The sequence below is a fragment of the Pseudoxanthomonas sp. F37 genome, from assembly GCF_022965755.1.
GTDB lineage: Bacteria > Pseudomonadota > Gammaproteobacteria > Xanthomonadales > Xanthomonadaceae > Pseudoxanthomonas_A.
Window position 1 is genome coordinate 2,722,161 of record NZ_CP095187.1, and the last position, 19,867, is coordinate 2,742,027.

Consider the following 19,867-nt stretch of genomic DNA (forward strand, 5'->3'; position numbering starts at 1 on the left):
ACCGCGCGCATGGGGCGCCCCTATGAGTCACGCCGGTACGGCAACCGGCTCCGTTGCTGGCTGCTGCGGCCTGATCTCCCGGACTATGCGCCCCTGCTCCATCACCAGCACGCGGTCGGCACTGGCGATGGTTTCGGGACGATGGGCGATGATCACCTTGGTCAGGCTCAGGGCCTTGACCGCATCGTTGACCAACCGCTCCTTCATCACGTCCAGATGGCTGGTGGCCTCGTCCAGAAACAGCAGCTTGGGATTGCGATAAAGCGCCCGGGCCAGGATCACCCGCTGCTTCTGTCCGCCCGACAGCGAACTGCCCATGTCGCCAATCAGGCTGTGGTAGCCCATCGGCATGAAGGCGATCTCGTCGTGGACCGCCGCCAGTCGCGCCGCATGTTCGATGCGGGCCTGGTCCATCTCCGGATCGAAGAAGCTGATGTTGTCGGCCACGCTGCCGGCGAACAATTGGTCGTCCTGCATGACGGCGCCCACGAGGGTGCGGACATTGCGCGGCCCGATCCTGTGCAGGTCGTGCCCGCCCACCCGGATGACGCCTTCCGTGGGCGGCAGCAGACCGAGCAGCAGCTTGACCAGCGTGGTCTTGCCACAGCCCGAGGCGCCGATGATCGCCACCGAGTCCCCGGCCTCGATGGTGAAATTGCAGTCTTTCAGCACCCACGGCTCGCCGTCGCCATAGCGGAACGAGAGGTTCTCCACCTCGATCCGTGTACTGGCCGGCGGTAACGACTCGGGTTGAGCGGCCTGCTCTTCCGGCGGCGTCAGCACGATATCGGCCAGGCGTTCGCCATGCAGGCGCAGCATGCGGAACTCGACCCACCGATCGATCAGGGCCGCCATGCGACCGGCGAACTGGTCCTTGTAGGCCAGATAGGCGATCAGCATGCCGACCGAGAACACGCTCTGCAGCGCCAGCGTGGCGCCGATCCAGATCACCGCAATGCGCTCGATGCCAAACACCAGCTGGCTTGCACTATTGAAGCCCAATCCCATGCGCGCCAGCCTGACCTCCTGGTCGACGGTATCGTGCATCAGATTATCGTAGGTGCTACGGCGCTGCGACTCCTCGCCCGCCACTTTCAGGCTCTGCATGCCGCGCAGCGACTCCAGCAGGTGGGTCTGCTGCTTGGCGCCGGCGACCAGTTGCTGCTCGGTGCGGTCGCGGACGGGCCGATACGCGATGGCCCGGATGCCCAGATACAGGATGACGGCCAGCAACGTCACCAGCGCCAGCTTCCAGCTGTAGAACAGCATCAGCCCCAGGGTGACCACCGCCATCAGGCCATCGATGAGGGCCTCGACGAAGCTGGTGGTCAGCGTGCGCTGAATGGCCTGCACCGACGACATGCGCGAGGTGATATCGCCTAGATGGCGCTTCTCGAAGTAATCCAGTGGAAGCTTCAGAAGGTGGGCGAACACGTTGCCCATCCACTGCAGGCCCAACCGCGACGACAGGTAGACCACGGACCAGCCGCGCAGCAGGCTGATGCCGATCTGCAGGACCAGCGCCAGTCCGAAGCCGAGCCCGAGCACCGTCAGCAGGTCGCGATCCGCAGAGACCAGCACCTGGTCCACCACCCACTGCATGTAGAACGGCGCCAGCACCACGAAAACCTGAAGCGCCGCGGACAGCAGCAGGATCTGCGCCAGTGCGCGCCACAGGCCTCGCACCGGGCCCGTGAGCTGGCGCGCCCTCACGGTTGGCACCGCCTTTTGCGGCTTGAACTCGGCGGTAGGCGTCAGCTCCAGCGCCACGCCGGTGAAGTGATCGGAGACTTCGGCGAACGAGAGCATTCGTTCGCCCACCGCAGGGTCGAGGATGGTGACTTTCGACGTGCCTACCTTCGCCAATACAACGAAGTGGTTGAGATCCCAGTGCAGGATGCAGGGCAGTTTGAGCTTGCCCAGATCTTCCATGTCCAGCCGCAGCGGACGGGTGGAGAAACCGAGTTGTTGGGCGATATGGATCAGCTGGTTGAGCTTGGCGCCCTTGAGAGACATGGAAAAACGACGACGAAGCTCAGGAAGCTCGACCCCCGCTCCCCAAGCACTCGCCACCATAGCTAAACAGCTGAGGCCGCATTCGGCGGCCTCAGATGGGCCGAGGCACACTCGGCGATTCCTTGGCTGCCCTGCTTGCACCGCTTGCCGGGTTTGGCCACTTGCGGTGTCACCACCCCGGTCACCGGCGCTTTGACCATCCGCGCACCGCGGGCCGTTGTCTGCGCCCGCTCCTGTTCCAGTTGTGCCGGCGAGATGCATGCCGTCCAGCCAGCTGCCGCGCTTGGCTTCCAGAATTTCCGGGCGGAACCGCGGTTGCGTCATTGCGATAGGGCGTCCTTGAGTGCGACAGGCATCGACTTCTTCTGGAGCCAGGGCGCATGGGCAATACGCCTTGCGCCCGCCTTCAACGCCATCCTGTCGCAGCCATGCCGCCGCGAGCAACACGCGCCTCAGCGTCGCGCGTCAGTCCTGCTGACAGTCACATTTAGTCGGCCTTTTCGTATCAGTCGCTTGCACGCACACGTCAGCCAGACTGTACAAGTGAGCGTCAATATCGCTGACGCGGAAATGTTAATTGCGTCCCGCAATCAGGCAGGCTAGCGTGGAGACCCACGGCGAAACGAGTAACGCGACACATGAAGCTGTCCATGCGCATCCGGATAGCCCGCCAGCGTGCCGGACTTTCCCAGGAGGCCCTGGCCTTGAACCTTGGGGTCACCCGCAGCGCGGTGGCCAACTGGGAAGGCGCGGACGGCGTTTTGCCTGCTTCCGCGCGACTGGCCCACATCGCCCAGCTGACCCGCGTCAACTTCGAATGGCTGGCCACCGGCCGCGGCCCCCTCGATCATGGCGGCAGTGACGAGGCCCCTGCTGTCGAAGGCGGGAGGGTCCATGACGAGTACGAGCGGCGCCTGTTGGCCGCGTTCCGGCGCATGACCGAGCATGCCCGGCTGGAAGTCGTACTGCATTGCGAAGCCATGACCCCACGCGCCGCGCGCCGTGGCGCTCGATCGCGCTGACCACGGCACAAGGCGACGAATCTTGGATCGCGTATTCGCGCGATATCGATACGACCGCTGGGTCCCGGGAATGGGCCAGCCTCGGAACGGCTTGGCCAACACCGCGTCCCGCCCAGGAAAGAGACTCCGCGATGGTGCGCGCGTCGCAACGCGCCGGGACCCCATCGCGCTGACGGGTCTAATTCAGAACGGCTTGGCCAACACCAGCCACACCACCACGATCAGCCCCAACAGCGGCAGTTCGTTGAACCAGCGCAGCGCGGTGGGCGACGGCAGCGACTTGCCCTTGGCCACGCCCTTCAGCCAGCGGCCGGTGACGATGAAGTGCACCAGCATCAGCGCGACCAGCGTCAGCTTGGCATGCAGCCAGCCGCCGCTGATGCCGAAGTAGAACCACAGCACGCCGCCCAGGATCACCGCGATGCCGAACATGTTGTGGCCGAAACCGTACAGGCGGCGCCCCATCAGTTGCAGGCGCGCCTGGACGTCGGCCTGCCCGGAGGTCTCGGCCAGGTTGACCAGGATGCGCGGCAGGTAGAACACCGTCGCCATCCAGGCGATGACGAAGACGAGGTGGAAGGTCTTGACCCACAGGTAAAGGCTGGCTTGGTCCACGCTGGCCGACTCCGTCGCTTGGAAGGGTGATGCGGGATTCTCCGCTACTGTCGCAAGGACTGTCCAACGTCCAGCATGCCAGCTTGCCGTCGTTCCAGCGTAAGCTGGAACCCGCTCCATTCCGCCGCTGCGCATGCTCACCCGCGGATGCAACGGCAACATGGGCCCCGGCTTGCGCCGGGGCGACGACCAGGCGCTTTCTTCCACTTCCCGCGCATTTCAATGACCAAGCATTACGACGCCGACTACTTCCAGCGCTGGTACCGCGACGGCGACATCGGCGGCGCGCCACGGCTCGCGCGCAAGGTCGCGCTGGCCGTCGCCGTGGCCGAGTACCATCTGGAGCGCCCCATCCGCACCGTGCTCGACATCGGCTGCGGCGAAGGCGCCTGGCGCACACCGCTGCTGAAGCTGCGACCGAAGCTGCAGTACCTGGGCTTCGACAGCAGCGAGTACGCGATCCGCCGCTTCGGGCGCACGCGCAACCTGCACTACGCGCGCTTCGAGGACTTCCAGTACCTGCGCCCCTGCGAACCCGTCGACCTGCTGGTCTGCTCGGATGTCCTGCATTACGTGCCCACCCGCGAACTGAAGCGCGGCCTGTCCGGGCTGGCGGAACTGTGCGGCGGTGTGGCCTTCCTTGAAACCTTCGCCAAGGAGGACGACTTCGAAGGCGACCATGAAGGCTTCCAGCCGCGCAAGGCGGCCTGGTACCGGCAGGCCTTCAACGGCGCAGGCTTGCAGTCCATCGGCAACCACTGCTGGCTGGGGCCACGCCTGGCCGGCGATGTGGCCGTGCTGGAGGCGGCGGACTATCGGCCGATAACCTGAACAGGCCACGGGCGGCGGCTCACCCTTTGCGGTATGCTGCGGCGCAGCACCATGCACCAAAATCGGGATTCCGGATTGCCATGACCCTGTACCAACTGCACGAACTCGGACGCGCATGGATGGCGCCGCTGGCCTACATGGCCGAAGCGAACGCGCGCATCTTCTCCGCTCCCACCAGTTGGCTGTCCAACCTGCCCGGCGCCGAACGCATCGCGGCGGGCAACGAGCTCGTCCACCGCATCGGCAAGGACTACGAAAAGCCGGCGTGGGAGATCCGCGAAGTCGAGGCGCATGGCCGCACCGTGCCCGTGGTGGAGCTGGAATCGCTGAAGAAGCCGTTCTGCCGGCTGCTGCGCTTCAAGCGCTACACCGACGATGCCGACACCATCTCGTTGCTGAAGGACGACCCGGTGGTGCTGGTGGTGGCGCCGTTGTCGGGCCATCACGCCACCCTGCTGCGCGACACCGTGCATACCCTGCTGCGCAACCACAAGGTGTACGTGACCGACTGGGTGGACGCGCGCATGGTGCCGGCTTCCGAAGGCGCCTTCGGCCTGGACGACTACGTGGCCTACGTGGAGGAGTTCATCCGCCATATCGGCGCCGAGAAGCTGCATGTGATCAGCGTCTGCCAGCCCACCGTGCCGGTGCTGGCCGCCGTGTCGCTGATGGCCGCGCGCGGCGAAGCCACGCCGCGTTCGCTGGTGATGATGGGCGGCCCGATCGATGCGCGCCGCAGCCCCACCGAAGTCAACGGCCTGGCCACGCGCAATCCCCTTTCTTGGTTCGAGCACAACGTCATCCATACGGTGCCGATGCCCTACCCGGGCGAAGGCCGCCGCGTGTATCCCGGCTTCCTGCAGCACGCCGGCTTCATCGCAATGAATCCCAGCCGCCACTTCATGTCGCACTGGGACTTCTACAGCGACCTGGTGAAGGGCGACCTGCAGGACGCCGAATCGCACCGCAGGTTCTACGACGAGTACAACGCCGTGCTGGACATGCCGGCCGAGTATTACCTGGACACCATCCGCACCGTGTTCCAGGAATTCCTGCTGCCGCGCGGCATGTGGAAGGTCAACGGAGAGCTGGTGAAGCCGGCTGCGATCCGGAAGACCGCCCTGATGAGCATCGAAGGCGAACTGGACGACATTTCCGGCCAGGGCCAGACCGCTGCCGCACACGACCTGTGCACCGGCATTCCCAAGCCGCATCACAAGCACCTGACCGTCGAGGGCGCGGGCCATTACGGCATCTTCAGCGGCCGCCGCTGGCGCGAGAAGGTCTACCCGCAGGTGCGCGATTTCATCGCCAAGTACGCCGGCTGACGCGTTGCTTGGTGGGGAGCGACGTCAGTCGCGAAGCGCTTGAAGGACCGGCGCCTCCTTGCCGGCACAGGAAAGGCCGCCCTCACGGGCGGCCTTTTTTTTGTTCGCGACCCACCTCGCGCCCCCATTCGACCACTCACACCACCGGCGTGCGCACCAGCAGGTGCTTGGCCAGCCAGCCGTGGAAACGGCCGACCAGGCGCGCCAGGTGCAGGGTGACGAAGAGCAGGAGGAAGCCGGCGACGGACAGGACCGGCAGCATCCAGGGCGCGTCAGTGGCCATGTTCCAGTCGCCGAAGTTCAGCACATAGTCGAATGGCAGGAAGTAGGCCACCGGCGCCGCGATGAAGCCCAGCGATACGGCCAGCAGCGTGATGGCCACCGAGAAGTACAGGACCCCCAGCGGATGCATCAGCAGCAGGTACAGCATCGCCGTCCAGGTGCGGCCGTCGGTGAACAGCTCCTTCAGGCGCGTCGTCCACGGCTTGTCGCGCTGCGTATACAGCGGACGGCGCGGCATGCGTTCGCCCAGCAGCACTTCCACCACGCGCCCTTCCACCAGCGACAGCAGGCGCACCGACATCAGGAACAGCAGCAGCAGCGGGATGCCGACGATCAGGATGAGCAGGCCGGCCGACAGGCTGGCGCCGGTCACCACCCAGGTGAAGTAGAACGTACCGGTGGCCAGCGACAACAGCATGTAGAACAGCGCACCGTAGGTGCGCGCATCGGCGGCCACCCCGAAGAACCGTCCCGGCAGCGACTTGCGCTTGGGGGGAACCGGCGGACGCAAGGCCTTGGCGACGGTGACCTCGGTCTCGCGGTAGATGTCGGCCACTTCCTCCGGCGCACCGTAGCTGCCGGCGACCGAGGCGATCACCTCGGCTTCGGACTTGCCGGGGTTCTCCGCCAGTTCCGAGCGCAGGTATTCCTCGGCGTCGTACAGGGCATCCTGGATCATCGCCTTGTCCGCCCCCGCAAGCGCGGCGCGCAGCTGCTCCAGGTATTCGGGAATCGTGGTGGGCAGGCGGCTGCCCGGGTCGGTGGTGGTGTTCATGCAGGAATCCCCTCAAGCACGGAATCGACGGAATCGCGGGTGGCGCGCCAGGCGGCGGCCCAGGACTGCAGGGTCTGTCGCCCCGCCTCGGTGATGCGGTAGTAACGGCGTGGCGGGCCCGCGACCGACGGCTCGACGAAGCTGTCCAGCAGGCCGCCGCCCTCCAGGTTGCGGAGGACCGGGTACAGGGCACTCTGCTTGCCGCTGAGCACGCCGTCGCCGACACGCTCCAGCTGCTTGGCGATCAGGTAGCCGTACAACGGCTCGCCCGCGCGGGCCAGCACCGCCAGCAGCGCCAGCGACACGGTGCCGGCGCTCAGCTCCTTCTGGAACTTCTTCAGATGGATATCGGGTTCACTCATGGCTCCCCCCTTCGCGGCGCACCCGCTAGGTTGGAGACGATGCTATTGCGAACTTTGATATAGCGAATGTGCCAGTAGTCACCGTGCCGGGCGTCAGCCCTGCCCGCCGATGGCAGCCGGCCGCGCCGCGGCGACCCGCCGATCCGTCAACGCGAACCGTGCTGACGGTGCCGCGCCTGCCACCGCGCGGCCGCAAGCAATCCCGGCAGGGCGATGGCCCAGCCGATCGCCAGCCATGCCCATGCCCGCCAGGCGGGCGCGGCGAACTCGGCGGCTCCCCAACCGCGCGCGGCCGCCAGATACGCCAGGGGACCGCCGATGCCGCCCAGCAGCGCCCCCGCCCACCACCGCGCCTGCAGGCTGCGCATCGCGCCGTTGAGGGTGACCGCCAGCGAGGCCCAGAGCGCCAGGATCCAGGCGGGCGCCACCCCACCGCCGGCCATCGGGGCCCGGTACGTCACCCAGCCCTGCGCCGCGGCCACGCCGTCCACCACCAGTCCGCACGCCACGGCCAGCGCCACCAGCTTCAGCTCGTCGCCGCGACGCGGCGACCACGCCACATGCACGGCGACGAACACCGCCGCGGCCAGCACGCCGGGCCATGCATTGCCCCGTCCGGCGGCGATCACCGCGATGAACCACACGATCTGGTTGCCGGCCACATTGAATAGCATGCGCCATGCCGCCTTCCGGATTCCGAATGCGGAAAGACCGGGGGGCGACGCCCCCCGGCTCTCCCGGCGCATGTCATGGCTCAAGGTGCCGGCTCGTAGAAGTAGGTCTGCACGCGGGCGGTGCCTACCGGCAAGCCGGCCTGGAATGCGGACACGTTGAAGACCGCGTTCAATGCCACGGCCGCTTCGTCATTGAGCGTCAGCCGCACGTTGTCCAGTTGCACGGAACCGGCACGTGCATGCCGTCCGCGCACCACCGGCGCGCTGAGCAGCGTGATGTCGAACAATGGCAGCCGGCCCAGCACACTGTCGTTGACCTTCACCAGTCCGGTCAGCACCGGTGCGGCGCCGGTCGTGTCGATGGTGTAGCTGCTCAGGTTGACCTCGGTGGCACCGGCGCGCAGCGTCAGGCCGCCCGCATGGTCCACCTCGCCTTTCAGGGTGCCCAGGTCCAGCTCGCCGCCGGGAATGGGGAACGAGGCGTTCGCACCGCGAAGCCGGGCCGGATACGAGGCTTTCACGGAGACGCCGAGCGAAGTCAGCGCGCCGGTCAGGTCGCCGGACAGCTGCACGCGCGTGTCGCCGCCGAGCGTGTTGACCGTGGGTGCGGCGGAGGCGGCGAACGGCAGCGCAGCGGCCAGCAGCAGCGCCGGGAATCGAAGCGTTTTCATGGTGTCTGTTCCTGTGAATAAGGGCTCAGGGGAAATACCTTCAACACGGGCACGCGCGGTGACGCACGCTTCTGGCGCCCTGCGGCGCGTGCGACGCAGGACGGGAGGGCCTACGCGGGCAGGCGGAACCTGGATGCAGAACCGCATCGGCGCGGGGAAACGGGCCGACGGGCGGCCCGTCGGATGGGATGGAGTGCGGCGGCGGCGCCGAGGAGGCGTCGCGTTGGCGCCTACTTGACCCGGCGCTTCTCGAGCTTGCGCGCCAGCGTGCGCCGGTGCAGTCCCAGCCGGCGCGCGGCCTCGGAAATGTTGAAGTCGCTGGCCGCGAGGGCTTCGTGGATGTGCTCCCACTCCAGCGTCTTGATCGAGGTGGTGCGCGCGGTCAGTTCGACATCCGCATCGCCCACGGCGCGCTGGAACGCCGCCTCGATGTCGTCGGTGTTGGATGGCTTGGCCAGGTAGTGGCGCGCGCCCAGCTTGATCGCCTCCACCGCCGTGGCGATGCTGGCGTAACCGGTCAGCACCACGATCACCATCGCCGGATCGGCGTCGTGCAGATGCTTGACGCTGGACAGGCCTGACGCGCCGTTGGCCAGTTTCAGGTCCACCACCGCATGCGTGGGCGCGAATTCGTCCAGCAACGCCGCCATGCCCTCCTCGCCGGCGAGATGGCGCACCTGGTAGCCGCGCCGCTCGAACGAGCGCACCAGCGTGCGGGCGAAGGCCGCGTCGTCCTCGACGATCAACAACCGGCGCTCATTCTTGGTCGTCATCATCCCGGTCCTCTATGGCGATCGCCGCCAGCGGCAGCGTCACCCTCACCAGCGCGCCGCCCTGGGGGCGGTTCTCCGCCTGCAGCCGGCCACCCAGCGTGCGGGCCACGTTGACCGACAGGAACAGGCCCAAGCCGCCGCCCGGCCGGCCCTTGCTGCTGTTGTAGGGCGTGCCCAGCCGCTGCAGGATGCCCGGCTCGAACCCGGGCCCGGCGTCTGCCACCTCCACCACCACGGCGTCGTCCTCGCAGCGCACCTCCAGGGCGACCCAGTCGGGTGAGGCTTCCAGCGCGTTGTCCAGCACGTTGAACACCATCTGCCGAAGGCCGGCATCGGTGACGATACGCGGGTCGGGGGCACTCTGGTTGCGGTAGTCGAAGCGCGGCGGATTCCGTGCCAGTTCCCATTCATGCGCCAGTTCGTCGAACAGCGCGTGCAGCGTGGTTTCGGTGGGCGCTTCGGCGCGGGTCTCGCCGGCGGCCATCAGGATGTTGGTGACGATGGACTTGCAGCGCGCCACCTGCGCCTGCATTTCCAGCACGTCGTTGTGCAGTTCGCCATCGGAGGCCATGGTGGGCAGGTGCTGCCAGTCCCCCAGGATCACCGACAGCGTGGACAGCGGCGTGCCCAGTTCGTGCGCGGCACCGGACGCCAGCAGGCCGATCCGCACGATGTGTTCCTCCTCGACCGCCCGCTGGCGCAGCTCGGCCAAGCGTGCGTCGCGTTCGCGCAGGATGCCGCCGATGCGGGTGATGAACACCACCAGCAGGCCGGCGATCAGCAGGAAGCAGACCAGCAGCCCCTGCACGTAGTGGTCGGCCAGTCCGTGCGCCGGCTCGACGACGAGCTTGAGGGGCGCGGGCACCACGGCCAGTCCCGTCACGCACAGCGCCGCCGCCGCGGCGATCGCCCAGCTCCACGGCGAACGCAGCAGCACCGTTCCCAGCACCACCTGCAGCAGGAACAGGAAGACGAAGGGATTGCCGATGCCGCCGGACAGGTACAGCTGGACGGTGAGCGAGGCCACGTCCACCAGCAGGCCGACCAGCAGCGCCGCATGCGAAACCTGCGCGCGGCGGCGCCACCATGCCTGGCTGGCCAGATTGAACAGCACCAGCCCGGCCAGCACGGCGGACATCGGCTCCAGCGGCAGCGCCACGCCCAGTCCGTACTGCACCACCAGGATGGTCGCCACCTGCCCCACCACCGCGATCCAGCGCAGCTGGATCAGCTGCTGCATGTTGCGCAGGCCGGCACGGTCATGCGAGCCGGTCGAACGCGCGACCGGCGGTGCGGGATCACCGGCGGATTCAGCCTGGCGGAAGTACATGCGGGTCCGGGGAGGAGCGTCGGCGCCGATCATCGCGCAAGCGGCGCTCGGACGCGACCAGGACACCGGCGGCCACCAGCGCCAGCAGCGCCATGCCGAACCAGGTCAGCGCGTAGGACAGGTGCGGATCGCGGAACTTCACCACCGTCATGCCGCCGCGCGGCCAGCCGCGCAAGCCCGGCTCGGCCTCGGCATCGATGAAGAAGGGGGCGACGTGGGCGGCCGGAAGACCCAGCCTGCGCGCGATCGCGGCGACATCGCGCGAGTACCAGCGGTTCTGGTCAGGCAGGTTGCGGCGCAGGAAGCCGCCACCGGGCTCGCTGGTACGCAGCAGGCCTTCCACCACCACCCTGCCCTCGGGCGCCGGCGCGACGGTTCCACCGGGCGGCACGAACCCACGGTTCACCAGTACATGGTCGCCCTCCTCGGTCCGCAGCGCCTGCATCACCCAGAATCCGCCGCCAAGCTCGGTGACGGCCTGCGTGCGCGCCTGCCGGTCCCGCAGGAAATGTCCGGCCACCCGGACACGCCGGTAGCCATCGGCGGCCTCGCTGACGGCTGGCCATCGCGCACGCGTCGGTGCCGGGACGGCGGCCGCATGCACGCGCGCCTCGACGCGGGCGATCAGGTCGTGCTTCCACGCCATCCGCTGCAGCTGCCACAGCCCCAGCGCGACGAAGCCGGCACAGGCGACCGCCAGCAGTGCAACGAACACGAACCGCCCCCACCTCCGTGCCGTACGCGGCGCGCCGGATGCCGCAGCGGCGGCAGGCACGGTCACGGCAGGCTCTGGACCGCGTCCCGCATCCGATGCATGTCGTGCGCTCCGGGCATCATGTGGGTGTTCATGTTGTGCATGACCCATAGCGTGCCGGCCAGCACGATCACCAGCAGCACGGCGGTGAAGATGAGCGCGAACAGGTTCCAGCCGCCTTCCGACTTCGGGTTCATGTGCAGGAAGAAGACCATGTGCACCACCACCTGGACCATGGCGAAGGCCAGGATCACCAGCGTGGTGACGGCCGGCGTGGGCAGCACCTTGGCCATCACCAGCCAGAACGGGACCGCGGTCAGCACGACCGACAACACGAAGCCGGTCACGTACTCCTTCACGCTGGCGTGCGGAATGCCGTCCTCGAGGAAATCCTCGTCGTGCTCGGAATGGGTGGAAGGGTTGCTCATCACTGCGCGCCCATCAGGTAGACGAAGGTGAAGACGCCGATCCACACGACGTCCAGGAAGTGCCAGAACATCGACAGGCAGGCGATGCGGCGCGTGGTGGTGCGGGTGAGGCCCCACCTGCGCACCTGTACGCACAGGACGACCAGCCAGATGACGCCGAACAGCACGTGCAGGCCATGCGTGCCCACCAGGGTGAAGAACGCCGACAGGAACGCGCTGCGCTGCGGGCCCGCGCCGATGTGGATGAGGTGGTGGAACTCGTAGACCTCGATCGACAGGAAGGCCAGGCCCAGCAGGCCGGTGACCAGCAGCCAGCCGATCGTGGCGCGCACGTTGCGCTTGAGCATGGCCAGCATCGCCAGGCCGTAGGTGATCGAGGAGACCAGCAGGATGCCGGTGTTGACCGCGATCAGGTGCAGGTTGGGCAGGAACAGGTCGCGGCCGGACGGGCCCGCGGCGTAGCTGCCCGAGAACACCCCGAACGTGGCGAACAGGCAGCCGAAGATCATCAGGTCGCTGAGCAGGTAGATCCAGAATCCCAGCAGCGTGCCGTTCTCCGGGTGATGCCTGCCTTCGGTGTCCAGGAACACCGGCGAACCGTCGGCTCGGGTCAGGGCGATGGACTCAGACATGGACCTGCTCCAATTGCGCGGTGCGCGCCTGTTCGACCCTGGCGACCTGGTCGGCGGGAATGTAGTAGTCGCGATCACGGTCGAAGCTGTGCCAGATCGCATAGGCGATCGTCGCCAGCAACGAAACACCCGCCAGCCACCAGACATGCCAGATCAGGGCAAAGCCGCACAGGGCGCTCAGTGCCGACAGGACCACGCCGGCACCGGTGTTGCGCGGCATATGGATGGCCTTGAAGCCGCTCTTCGGACGCTCGAACCCGCGCTGCTTCATGTCCGTCCAGGCATCGGTGTCGTGCACCACCGGCGTGAAGGCGAAGTTGTAGTCCGGCGGCGGCGAGGACGTGGACCACTCCAGCGTGCGGCCGCCCCACGGGTCGCCGGTGTGGTCGCGCAGCTGCTCGCGGCGGCGGAAGCTGATGTAGATGCAGTACAGGAACGCGGCGATGCCGATGGCCACCAGCACCGCGCCGAAGGCCGCGATCTGGAACCAGATCTGCAGCGACGGATCCTCGAAGTGGCTCATGCGGCGGGTCACGCCCATCAGGCCCAGCACGTACAGCGGCGTGAACGCGAACCAGTAGCCGGCCAGCCAGAACCAGAACGACACCTTGCCCCAGAAGTCGTCCAGCCTGAAGCCGAACGCCTTGGGGAACCAGTGCGTCATCGCTGCGAACAGGCCGAACACCACACCGCCGATGATGACGTTGTGGAAATGGGCGACCAGGAACAGCGAGTTGTGCAGCACGAAATCCGCCGGCGGCACCGCCAGCAGCACGCCGGTCATGCCGCCGATCACGAAGGTCACCATGAAGCCCATCGTCCACAGCATGGGCACCTCGAAGCGGATGCGGCCGCGGTACATGGTGAACAGCCAGTTGAAGATCTTCGCGCCCGTCGGGATCGAGATGATCATCGTGGTGATGCCGAAGAACGAGTTGACGCTGGCGCCCGACCCCATGGTGAAGAAGTGGTGCAGCCACACCAGGTAGGACAGCACGGTGATGCAGACCGTGGCATAGACCATCGACGAGTAGCCGAACAGGCGCTTGCCCGAGTACGTGGAGACGATCTCCGAGAACACGCCGAACAGCGGCAGGATGAGGATGTAGACCTCGGGATGGCCCCAGATCCAGATCAGGTTGACGTACAGCATGGCGTTGCCGCCAAGATCGGTGGTGAAGAAGTTGGTGCCCACGTAGCGGTCCAGCGTCATCAGCACGAGCACGGCGGTCAGCACCGGGAACGACACCACGATCAGCACGTTGGTGCACAGCGCCGTCCAGGTGAACACCGGCATCTTCATCATGCCCATGCCCGGCGCGCGCATCTTCAGGATGGTCACCAGCAGGTTGACGCCGGACAACAATGTGCCTACGCCGGCGATCTGCAGCGCCCAGATGTAGTAGTCCAGCCCCACCCCGGGGTCCTGGTTGCCCAGGTTGGACAGCGCCAGCCAGCCCGAGGTGGAGAACTCGCCCAGGAACAGCGACAGCATCACCAGCACCGCGCCGGCGGTGGTCATCCAGAAGCTGAAGTTGTTGAGGAACGGGAACGCCACGTCGCGGGCGCCGATCTGCAGCGGCACCAGGTAGTTCATCAGGCCGGTGACCAGCGGCATGGCCACGAAGAAGATCATGATCACGCCGTGGGCGGTGAAGATCTGGTCGTAGTGGTGCGGCGGCAGGTAACCCATGTTGTCGCCGAAGGCCATCGCCTGGTGCAGGCGCATCATGATGGCGTCGGCGAAGCCGCGCAGCAGCATCACCAGGCCCAGCACCATGTACATGATGCCGATCTTCTTGTGGTCGATGCTGGTGAACCACTCGCGCCACAGCCAGCCCCACAGCCGGTACCTGGTGATCACCGCCACCAGCGCAAGGCCGCCGATGCAGGTGCCGACGAAGGTCGCGGCGATGATCGGGTCGTGCAGCATGGGAATCGCATCCCAGGCCAGGCGACCGGTGATCGGGGAATGCGTGACGGTGCTGGTATCGAAAGCCATCTTGCTGGTCCGGTGAATCCAGGAATGCGGCGGCCGGGCGCGTCAGGGCGCCTTCAGGCCGCCGGCGGTGGGAACGGGAGACAGGCGGTCCGCCGCCTGCGCCGTCTCGACCGTGCAGAGGTCGGCACGGACGAACGGACCGGCGGCGAGGTTGCCGCGGCGCGGCCGCTGCAACGCATCGCTGCCATCCAGGCCGCGCCCGCCCAGGGCGTCGTAGGCCATCATCTGGTCCATGCACAGGCGGTCGGTGTCCACGCAGCGGTTGACCACCGCATCGAACAGCCCCGGATCGACCGACGCGTACAGGCGCGCCGGCTCGCGTGAACTGGGCACTTCCAGCTGCAGGTACTCGGCGCGGGTCAGTGCCTTGCCTTGCGTCCGGGCTTCGCCGATCCAGCGGTCGAAGCCTTGACCGGACAATGCATGGAAGCGGAAGCGCATGTGCGAGAAGCCCTCGCCGCTGTAGTGGGAAGAGAAGCCCTCGTACTCGCCTTCCTTGTTGATGACCGCGTGCAGCTTGGTCTCCATCGCCGGCATCGTGTAGATCATGCCCGCCAGCGCCGGCACGTAGAACGCATTCATCGTGGACGACGAGGTGAGGCGGAAGGTGATGGGACGGTCGACCGGCGCGGCCATCTGGTTGACCGAGGCGACGCCGTACTCCGGGTAGACGAACAGCCACTTCCAGTCCAGCGCGACCACCTGCACTTCCAGCGGCCTGACGTGGGCCGGCACGGGCCGTCCCTCGCCGATGCGCCCCAGCGGGCGGTACGGGTCGAGCAGGTGGGTACCGATCCAGGTGACCGCGCCCAGCGCGATGATGATGAGCAGCGGCACGCCCCAGATCACCAGCTCCAGCTGGGTGGAGTGGTCCCAGTCCGGCTTGTAGGTGGCGCGCGTGTTCGCGGCGCGGTAGCGCCAGGCGAACCAGAACGTCAGCGCGATCACCGGCACGATGACGATGAGCATCAGCGCGGTGGCCACGATGATCAGATGGCCCTGGCGGGCCGCGATGTCGCCGGCCGGGTTCAGGACCAGCAGGTTGCATCCCGACAGCATGGACGCGGCGGACATCGCCACGGCGGCCTGCAGGAGTCTGCGCACGAAGGACATGGGCATGGGGGGTCTGCCGATTGATCCAGATCAATGTAGTGCGCCCCGCTTTCCGGGAGTATTGGACGTTTTGTCCTATCGCGGATGCGCGCCCGGTCTGCCAGTCTATGGTCGCCCCCTCCCCTGTCCGGCCCGGCGGCCCCTGCGCGATGTCGACCCTCAGCCCCACCCGCTCCACCCACGACCATGGCACCAAGGCCGATGCCGATGTCGCCCCGGGCGAAATCGCCGTCGGCGTGGTGATCGGGCGCGCGTCGGAATACTTCGACTTCTTCGTCTTCGGCATCGCCTCCGCGCTGGTGTTCCCGGCGGTGTTCTTTCCGTTCATGGACCGCCTGCAGGGCACGCTGTGGTCTTTCGCGCTGTTCGCCCTGGCGTTCGTCGCGCGTCCGCTGGGCACCGTGCTGTTCATGGCCCTGCAGGCGCGCTGGGGCCGCGGCGTCAAGCTGACCATCAGCCTGTTCCTGCTGGGCACGGCGACCGCGGGCATCGCCTTCCTTCCCGGCTACGGTACGCTCGGCGGCACGGCCATCGTGCTGCTCGCCCTGTTCCGCGTGCTGCAGGGCCTGGCGATGGGCGGCTCGTGGGACGGCCTGCCCTCGCTGCTGGCATTGAATGCACCCAAGGACCGGCGCGGCTGGTACGCCATGCTGGGACAGTTGGGCGCACCGGTGGGATTCATCGTGGCCGCGGGCGTGTTCGCCTTCCTGTATGCCAGCCTGGAGCCGGCCGACCTGCTGTCGTGGGGCTGGCGCTATCCGTTCTTCGTCGCGTTCGCCATCAACGTGGTGGCGCTGTTCGCCCGCCTGCGCATCGTGGTGGCCGAGGAATACCAGCACCGCATGGGCGAACTGGAACTGGAACCCACGCCGGTGCGCGAGCTGTTCCGGGCCAAGGGACGCCATGTGGTGATCGGCGCGTTCGCGGCGCTGGCCAGCTATGCGCTGTTCCACATCGTCACCATCTTCCCGCTGTCTTGGATCCTGCTGTATTCGCAGCAGTCCATCGTCAGCTTCCTGCTGGTGCAGATCTTCGGCGCGTTCATCGCCGCCGGCGCCATCGTGGCCTCGGGCGTGATCGCCGACCGCTTCGGCCGGGCGCGCACGCTGGGCGCTTTGGCCGTGGGCATCGCCATGTTCAGCGGGTTCGCGCCCACGCTGATGGAAGGCGGCGCGGTCGGCCAGGGCGCCTTCATCCTGGTGGGGTTCGCGCTGCTGGGCCTGTCCTACGGCCAGGCCGCCGGCGCGGTCACCGCCAATTTCGGCCGGCGCTACCGCTACACCGGGGCCGCGCTCACCTCCGACCTGGCGTGGCTGATCGGCGCCGCCTTCGCCCCGCTGGTCGCACTGGGCCTGTGCGCCAACTTCGGACTGGCGTGGCTGGGCGCCTACCTGCTGTCCGGCGCGCTGGGCACGCTGGTCGCCCTGGGCATCAACCGGGCCATGAACTACAAGAGCTGACGACGGCGCAGTCGCACTACAATCCGGGCATCCCAAGCCCCGGAATGTCCATGCGCCTGACGCCCTTGCTGCTCGCCTGCCTGTTCGCCCTGCCCACTGCGCACGCGGCCGAGCCGCCGACGTATCCCAGCGCCAAGGAGATCCTGGACGCCTCGCCCGATGCCGACTGGCGCATGCTCGACCCGGCCAACACGCTGTACATGGACGTGCCCGGCGGACGCGTGGTGATCGAGCTGGCGCCGGCCTTCGCGCCCGAGCACGTGGCCAACATCCGCACGCTGGCGCGCGAAGGCTTCTGGAACGGGCTGGCCATCTATCGCTCGCAGGACAACTTCGTGGTGCAGTTCGGCGATGCCGACGCGGAAGACGCGGCGAAGGCGAAACCGCTGGGCAAGGCGAAAACCAAGCTGCCGGCGGAATTCGCACGCACCGGTGACGGCGTGTCCTTCACCCGCCTGCCGGACGTGGATGGCTGGGCGCCCGAAGTCGGCTTCGTCGATGGCTTCCCGGCAGGACGCGATCCGAAGGCGAACGAAGTCTGGCTGGCGCACTGCTACGGCGCGCTCGGCGCGGGCCGTGGCGGGCCGCCCGACAGCAGCAATGGCAGCGAGCTGTACGTGGTCACCGGGCAGTCGCCGCGGCAGCTGGACCGCAACATCACCCTGGTCGGGCGCGTGGTGAAGGGCATGGAACTGCTCAGCGCGATCCGGCGCGGCCCCGAGCCCATGGGCTTCTACGAGAACGCCGCCGAGCGCACGCCGATCACCGCCATCCGCCTGGCCAGCGACGTGCCCGAATCCGAGCGCACGCCGCTGCAGGTGCTGCGCACCGATTCCAGGACCTTCACGGCCGCCACCGAGGCGCGCCGCAACCGCCGCGACGGCTGGTACGTGCGGCCGGCCGGCCATATCGACCTGTGCAACGTGCCGTTGCCGGTGCGCACGCCCCCAAGCCGCTGAGTCCCCGCAAGCGCCTTCCCGACGGACGGCGCTTGACAGCCGTACCTTGCACTTAGATATTTAGCAAATACGTTAATTATCTAAATCCACATGACGGTCGACCGCATCTTCGACGCCCTGGCCTCGCGCCCGCGTCGCGAAATCCTCGCCTACCTGTCCGCGCAGGAACTCACCGCTGGCGAGATCGCTGCGCGCTTCGACATGAGCGCACCGGCCATCTCGCGGCACCTGTCCGTGCTGGAAGCCGCCGGACTGGTCAGCAGTGACAAGCGGGGGCAGTTCGTCTTCTACCGCCTGGCGCCCGACAACCTGGTCAACACGCTGACCGGCTTCGCCTTCGAGGTCTGCCCCACCGCCGGGCCGCTGAAGCGCGAAGCCAAGGCACGCGCGCGCAAGACCGCGACACCCAAGCCCCGCTGATCCTCGAGGAGCCTCCATGCATCGCCATGCCGACGTCGTCCCGGGTTTCCCCACCGCCCGCATCCGTTCGTACTCGGGCGGGCTACCCGTGGAAGTGGTGTTGCTGGCGCAACTCGGGCCGGGCGCGGGCGATCGCCTGCACGCGGACACCGGCGCGCTGCAGCGCGCGCATCCCGGCTTCGTGGATGCACTGGACGAACCATCGGTGCGCATCGCCGCACCGGATTTCGATGCGGGCGAACGCAGCGCGCTGTACACCTTCACCGTCGGAGCCATGGGCCATCCTTTCCATCGTCACGCAGGACATCGCACTTTCACCGCGGTGACCGGCAGTGGCGGCGCGCGCCTGCGCTTCTCGACGGCATCGGACCAACAGATCGCACGCGATCCCGCGCATTTCGCCGCCGCGCTCCACCATGTCGATCTGCCCCCCGATGCGCTTTTCAGCGTGCGCTTCGGCGGCGGCACCTGGCACCAGTTCGCGCCGCTGCAGGCGGGCAGCCCGCATCCGGTACTGTTCGCGCTGTCGTGCCACACGGACGAACTCGGTGGGCTGCCACGCGGTGCCTTGCAGGACCAGGTGTTCGCTGGCGAGGCGAACATCGCCACGCTGACGGAAACGCTGCCGCCTTCCGTGCAGGCGTGGCTGGCCGCGCATCCCGCGCATGTGGAGCGCGTCCCGACCGTTCGGCTTGCCCTGCATGCGCCGCCGGACAGCTGGCAGCAACATCTCTGCACCTCGCTGCGCGCGCGTGCCGGGCGACTGCGCTCCCGCCTGGCCGGCTGGTACGCCGAGATCGGCTTCGTCGAAGGCCGTGCGTCGCCGGTGAAAGCGCTGCCGTCCCCGCCCTCCGGATCGCTCCTCCTGGAGCAACTGCCGGGATTCCATCATCAGGACACCTTCAGCCTGCGCCTGCAAGGCACGACGAACGCGACCGCATCGGCCCTGATGGCGGACGTACTGGAAGGCTTCCTGCAGTCCCGCCCCGCCGGCGTTACCCAGCTGATGCGATTGCGGAACGCGCTGGTGCGCCCGCTGCGGCTGCGCACCTCGCCGCTGGGCTGCCCGGTGTCGTCGCTACTGTCGACGGACGACGGGCCACTGTTCGCCGGCCGCTATCCGGTGCTGTCGCAGCGGATCGATGCCGACGGGCAACGCGCACAGGTGATCCTGGGCGCGGATGATCGCCATCTGGCGTTCCGTTCCTGCGTGGGGGTGCAGATCACCGATACCGGCGTGGAGATCACGCTGGGCACCCGCGTGCGGTGCGCCAATGTCTTCGGGCGCGCGTACATGGCCGCGATCAGCGGTGTGCACCATGCCTACATCGCGCCGGCGATGCTGCGGACGGCGGTGGAGGGCGCGGTGCAGCGGCACGCACCGCTGTCGCTGGCGCAGGGGCTGTTCGCCTGACGCCCG

20 protein-coding genes are annotated in these 19,867 nt (G+C 67.6%); 7 read left to right on the plus strand and 13 right to left on the minus strand.

What is annotated here, in order from left to right:
• Positions 1 to 27 precede the first annotated feature (27 nt).
• Positions 28 to 2,076: a peptidase domain-containing ABC transporter gene (locus MUU77_RS12835; protein ID WP_245094450.1), complete on the minus strand. Its 2,049-nt coding sequence runs from the start codon at positions 2,074 to 2,076 to the stop codon at positions 28 to 30.
• Positions 2,077 to 2,654: 578 nt separating this feature from the next.
• On the opposite strand from MUU77_RS12835, the gene MUU77_RS12840 reads away from it, so the two are divergent.
• Positions 2,655 to 3,038 (plus strand): helix-turn-helix transcriptional regulator, encoded by a 384-nt coding sequence (locus MUU77_RS12840; protein WP_245087524.1) that lies wholly within the window; start codon positions 2,655 to 2,657, stop codon positions 3,036 to 3,038.
• Between the two features lie 183 nt (positions 3,039 to 3,221).
• Here the strand turns inward: MUU77_RS12840 and MUU77_RS12845 are convergent, their stop codons facing one another.
• Entirely contained in the window at positions 3,222 to 3,590 is a 369-nt protein-coding gene (locus MUU77_RS12845; RefSeq protein ID WP_245094452.1) for a CopD family protein, read from the minus strand.
• Between the two features lie 285 nt (positions 3,591 to 3,875).
• Between MUU77_RS12845 and MUU77_RS12850 the strand changes: the two genes are divergently transcribed.
• Both MUU77_RS12850 and phaZ read left to right on the plus strand, forming a co-directional pair.
• A complete protein-coding gene (locus MUU77_RS12850) occupies positions 3,876 to 4,484 on the plus strand; it encodes a class I SAM-dependent methyltransferase (RefSeq protein ID WP_245087527.1) in 609 nt (202 codons plus the stop codon).
• An 80-nt stretch (positions 4,485 to 4,564) separates the two neighbouring features.
• Positions 4,565 to 5,812, plus strand: a complete 1,248-nt coding sequence (gene phaZ / locus MUU77_RS12855) for a polyhydroxyalkanoate depolymerase (RefSeq protein WP_245087530.1) — start codon at positions 4,565 to 4,567, stop codon at positions 5,810 to 5,812.
• Between the two features lie 136 nt (positions 5,813 to 5,948).
• On the opposite strand, the gene MUU77_RS12860 is transcribed toward phaZ, so the two are convergent.
• The 11 genes from MUU77_RS12860 to cyoA form a co-directional block, all read right to left on the minus strand.
• Positions 5,949 to 6,869, minus strand: coding sequence for a sensor domain-containing protein (locus MUU77_RS12860; protein ID WP_245087533.1), 921 nt, complete (start codon positions 6,867 to 6,869; stop codon positions 5,949 to 5,951).
• Positions 6,866 to 7,231: a PadR family transcriptional regulator gene (locus tag MUU77_RS12865; RefSeq protein WP_162109843.1), complete on the minus strand. Its 366-nt coding sequence runs from the start codon at positions 7,229 to 7,231 to the stop codon at positions 6,866 to 6,868. The genes MUU77_RS12860 and MUU77_RS12865 overlap by 4 nt, the downstream gene beginning before the upstream one ends.
• Positions 7,232 to 7,377: 146 nt before the next feature.
• Positions 7,378 to 7,905, minus strand: a complete 528-nt coding sequence (locus tag MUU77_RS12870; protein ID WP_245087536.1) for a DUF2878 domain-containing protein — start codon at positions 7,903 to 7,905, stop codon at positions 7,378 to 7,380.
• 80 nt (positions 7,906 to 7,985) lie between these two features.
• The gene (locus MUU77_RS12875; protein ID WP_245087539.1) at positions 7,986 to 8,576 is read right to left on the minus strand and encodes a hypothetical protein; all 591 of its coding nucleotides are present in this window, start codon (positions 8,574 to 8,576) and stop codon (positions 7,986 to 7,988) included.
• A gap of 230 nt (positions 8,577 to 8,806) precedes the next feature.
• Entirely contained in the window at positions 8,807 to 9,349 is a 543-nt protein-coding gene (locus MUU77_RS12880) for a response regulator transcription factor (protein ID WP_245087542.1), read from the minus strand.
• Positions 9,333 to 10,679, minus strand: coding sequence for an ATP-binding protein (locus tag MUU77_RS12885; protein WP_245087545.1), 1,347 nt, complete (start codon positions 10,677 to 10,679; stop codon positions 9,333 to 9,335). The genes MUU77_RS12880 and MUU77_RS12885 overlap by 17 nt, the downstream gene beginning before the upstream one ends.
• Positions 10,660 to 11,394: an SURF1 family protein gene (locus MUU77_RS12890; protein ID WP_245087548.1), complete on the minus strand. Its 735-nt coding sequence runs from the start codon at positions 11,392 to 11,394 to the stop codon at positions 10,660 to 10,662. The genes MUU77_RS12885 and MUU77_RS12890 overlap by 20 nt, the downstream gene beginning before the upstream one ends.
• A gap of 62 nt (positions 11,395 to 11,456) precedes the next feature.
• Positions 11,457 to 11,861, minus strand: coding sequence for a cytochrome o ubiquinol oxidase subunit IV (gene cyoD, locus MUU77_RS12895; RefSeq protein WP_245087551.1), 405 nt, complete (start codon positions 11,859 to 11,861; stop codon positions 11,457 to 11,459).
• Positions 11,861 to 12,493, minus strand: coding sequence for a cytochrome o ubiquinol oxidase subunit III (gene cyoC / locus MUU77_RS12900; protein WP_245087554.1), 633 nt, complete (start codon positions 12,491 to 12,493; stop codon positions 11,861 to 11,863). Before cyoC ends, cyoD begins: the two co-directional genes overlap by 1 nt.
• Positions 12,486 to 14,459 carry a cytochrome o ubiquinol oxidase subunit I gene (gene cyoB / locus MUU77_RS12905; protein WP_245094455.1) on the minus strand — a complete coding sequence of 658 codons (1,974 nt, stop codon included), beginning with the start codon at positions 14,457 to 14,459 and terminating at the stop codon, positions 12,486 to 12,488. The genes cyoC and cyoB overlap by 8 nt, the downstream gene beginning before the upstream one ends.
• Positions 14,460 to 14,537: 78 nt before the next feature.
• On the minus strand, positions 14,538 to 15,608 hold the full coding sequence (cyoA, locus tag MUU77_RS12910) for a ubiquinol oxidase subunit II (protein WP_245094458.1): 1,071 nt from the start codon (positions 15,606 to 15,608) through the stop codon (positions 14,538 to 14,540).
• Positions 15,609 to 15,757: 149 nt separating this feature from the next.
• On the opposite strand from cyoA, the gene MUU77_RS12915 reads away from it, so the two are divergent.
• The 4 genes from MUU77_RS12915 to MUU77_RS12930 all read left to right on the plus strand — a co-directional run bounded on the left by MUU77_RS12915 (position 15,758) and on the right by MUU77_RS12930 (position 19,861).
• Entirely contained in the window at positions 15,758 to 17,068 is a 1,311-nt protein-coding gene (locus MUU77_RS12915; RefSeq protein ID WP_245087557.1) for an MFS transporter, read from the plus strand.
• Between the two features lie 173 nt (positions 17,069 to 17,241).
• Complete coding sequence (locus tag MUU77_RS12920) at positions 17,242 to 18,027, plus strand: peptidylprolyl isomerase (RefSeq protein ID WP_245094461.1); 786 nt, start codon at positions 17,242 to 17,244, stop codon at positions 18,025 to 18,027.
• A gap of 90 nt (positions 18,028 to 18,117) precedes the next feature.
• Positions 18,118 to 18,447 carry a metalloregulator ArsR/SmtB family transcription factor gene (locus MUU77_RS12925; RefSeq protein ID WP_093296658.1) on the plus strand — a complete coding sequence of 110 codons (330 nt, stop codon included), beginning with the start codon at positions 18,118 to 18,120 and terminating at the stop codon, positions 18,445 to 18,447.
• A 16-nt stretch (positions 18,448 to 18,463) separates the two neighbouring features.
• Positions 18,464 to 19,861: a DUF2867 domain-containing protein gene (locus tag MUU77_RS12930; protein WP_245087560.1), complete on the plus strand. Its 1,398-nt coding sequence runs from the start codon at positions 18,464 to 18,466 to the stop codon at positions 19,859 to 19,861.
• The last annotated feature ends 6 nt before the right edge of the window (positions 19,862 to 19,867 follow it).